Origin of the sequence: Oxalobacteraceae sp. CFBP 8761, from assembly GCA_014841595.1 — a bacterium.
GTDB lineage: Bacteria > Pseudomonadota > Gammaproteobacteria > Burkholderiales > Burkholderiaceae_D > Telluria.
Genome location: JACYUE010000011.1, coordinates 1 through 2,722, shown reverse-complemented (window position 1 = coordinate 2,722; position 2,722 = coordinate 1). Strand labels below are relative to the sequence as shown.

General features: G+C 60.0%; 1 protein-coding gene and 2 pseudogenes. All 3 read right to left on the bottom strand.

Annotated features, from left to right (window positions below):
• Positions 1–260 precede the first annotated feature (260 nt).
• Positions 261–1,030: pseudogene (locus tag IFU00_22815) on the bottom strand (hypothetical protein).
• 44 nt (positions 1,031–1,074) lie between these two features.
• A pseudogene (locus tag IFU00_22810) lies at positions 1,075–1,911 on the bottom strand (ATP-dependent exonuclease SbcCD, C subunit-like protein).
• 8 nt (positions 1,912–1,919) lie between these two features.
• A complete protein-coding gene (locus tag IFU00_22805) occupies positions 1,920–2,567 on the bottom strand; it encodes a DJ-1/PfpI family protein (GenBank protein ID MBD8545112.1) in 648 nt (215 codons plus the stop codon).
• Positions 2,568–2,722: the final 155 nt, after the last annotated feature.

Here is a 2,722-nt window from a genome sequence, read left to right as displayed (position 1 = left end):
AGAACCGAAGTTCTTGGCACCTTCATCAAACGCCCACACTTATCGACTGTTAATTTTTAAAGAACTTTATTCGGTGCTGCATTTTCTGCCATTTGCTTCGAAGCGTTGTGTTCGTCAGCAGCAGAGAAGAGAGAGTATGCGGTGTTTTGCGATGTTCGTCAACTTCTTTTTTTCTTTCCTCTTCGCTGCTGCATCCATTTGAATGCTTCTGCGTCGAGGGAGCGAGACTATAACAAACGCACGACCAGCCCGCAAGGCAATCATGTTATCGATATTGAATTGCGTCGGTCACCCCATCCATAAGCAATTCGCCCCTGCTCCAGGCAAAGCCGCTCGCCCAGAATGTTATCTCGCAGCATGTCATACAGCGCATGCTCGTCATCCGTGAGCCGGACCAGCTCCCCCGTGAAACGCTTATCGGCATCTTCGCTGTCCCACAGGTGGCGATGCGCCTGGAAGGTCGCCGCATCCATCAACAGGGAACGCGCCGTTGGCAAGGCCGCACGCAGGCGCTCAAGGATTGCGAACCCGTGGGTATCGATGTCGCCCCAATACGCGATATCGCGGTCACGCAACCAATCGATCTGCGATAGAGCAGTTTGCGCGGATGACTGCGTACCCACGCGTACAGCTGAGGAAAGGATGCCAGCGTGTGGGCCGCCAACGTATCGAACTGGCGCGCGTCACGGGCACGGCCAATCATGCGAAGCGCCTCGGCCTCGGTGTCAATCACCGCCGCAAACGGGATGCTGTTGCGGCCCAGCTGGCGATGGTTGATGTCGCGCCACGTCAGGTCATAGCCGTGCCCCTGCTCCGCGCGGCTGCCTGCCTTGAGCATGGCGCCCCAGCTGCGCACCTGCTCGAACTGCTCGCCCATGACGGTGACACCGGGCTGGCGCAGGCGAAGCTCGTACGGGAACAGCGGGGCGTTATCGAGGCGCGTAGCGAGCAAGGCGCCGCTGTCCCAAAGCCGCTGCACGCCGGCGACGATGTCGGCAGGCGTCGACCAGGCTGTGCGCGGCCCGCTCATCACGCGCGCGTCCCACGTTCGGCGCGGTACGCCTCGATGCTCAGTTACTGCAGCATCGACTGACGCCCTTCTTCGCTATGCACGAACCCCAGCCCGGCGACATAAGGCTCGATGATGTGGATTTTCTGCAGCGGCGTGACGATCAGCAGCTGCAGGTTCATGCGGCGAAACAGTTCCAGTCCATAGCGCGCCGACTCATCCGAGCCGCGGCCGAACGCTTCGTCGATGACAACGAAGCGGAACGACCGTGAGCGCTCCGCCCCCTACTCGAGGCCGAACTGGTACGCCAGGCTCGCCGCCAACACGGTGTAGGCCAGTTTTTCTTTCTGGCCGCCGGACTTGCAGCCCGCATCCGTGTAGTGCTCGTGCTCGCGATCGTCTTCGCGCCAGCGCTCGGACGCCGAGAACACGAACCAGTTGCGCACGTCGGTCACCTTGCGGGTCCAGCGCCGATCCATCTCGGCGCTGCCTTCGCGACCGCGAAAACGTTCGATGATGCGCCGCACCTGCAAGAACTTCGCCTCGGTATATTCCTCGTCGGCCGATCCGGTAAGCGAGCCCTCGGTGCAACTGCGCAGGTCCTGCTGGAAGTCGCGCAGGTCGGCGTCCAGGCTTGGCGCCGCTTCAAGGGCGATATACCGGTTCGGGTTGTAGTCGATCGCATGCAGGGACGCGTTGATGGTGTCGACCCGCTCGCGCTTGAGCTGCGACTGGAAACCGGCGATCTCGCGGATCGTGTTCTTGTTGAGCAGACCCTTGAATTTATCGGCAAAGCGCGGCAGGTCGTCCGCTTCCAGCACGTGCAGCATGCGCTGAAATTCGACGGCGGCATCGATGCTGACATCGACTTCGCGCGCGTCCCCTGAAGCCAGCGGGAAGGATGCTGCGCCTATCCGGGCAGGGACTCCTGGGCATCAGGCGACATCGACGCGACCAGCTCGTGGTACCAGCATGCCTGCCGCGTCTTGTGCAGACGGTACCAGGCGGTTGCCGTCGCCGGCCGCCACACCTTGAGCATCTTCAGCACTTCATATGAGAATTCCAGCGGCGCCAGACCGCTCGCGGTAATCAGATTGTCGCCGCGAACTGCCGGTTTATGACGGTAGTGCGACTGCCCGGTGTACGCAGGGCAAGCAGCTTGCAAGGATCCGAGGTCGTTGGAGGTATGGCGACGCCGGTCAAGCGCACCGGTGCTGGCAAGGCCAACAGTCGCGCCACAAATGGCGGCAACATTGTGTCCCTGATCGAGGGCATCTCGTGCCAATTCCAGCAGTGGCCTGACAAATGGCGTCGCCCAGATATCGCCGCCAGGTAGCAGGAGCAGATCGTTGGCATGCAGTTGAATACGATCGACTGTTATGTCAGGTACGTACCGAATGCCACCCATACTGTGCACAGCATCCAGTGACACGCCGAGTTTGACCAGATTGCATGTCATCCCCGGATCATGGAAAAAGCGCCGGCTATGCAGCTCGGCCGTCAGGTAGCCGATCTCCCAATCTGCCATCGTGTCGATTACCGCGAGGTAGACGTTCATCGTGATGTCCTTGCTGGGTCGGTGTGGTTTGACAATGATATCGGTGTATCTTGACGTTCGATACGGTATCGATCGCGCAAAGCGAAAAGCCCCACTCAGGTCACTGAGTGGGGCTTTTCTATATAACTAGCCTGACGATAACCTACTTTCACACT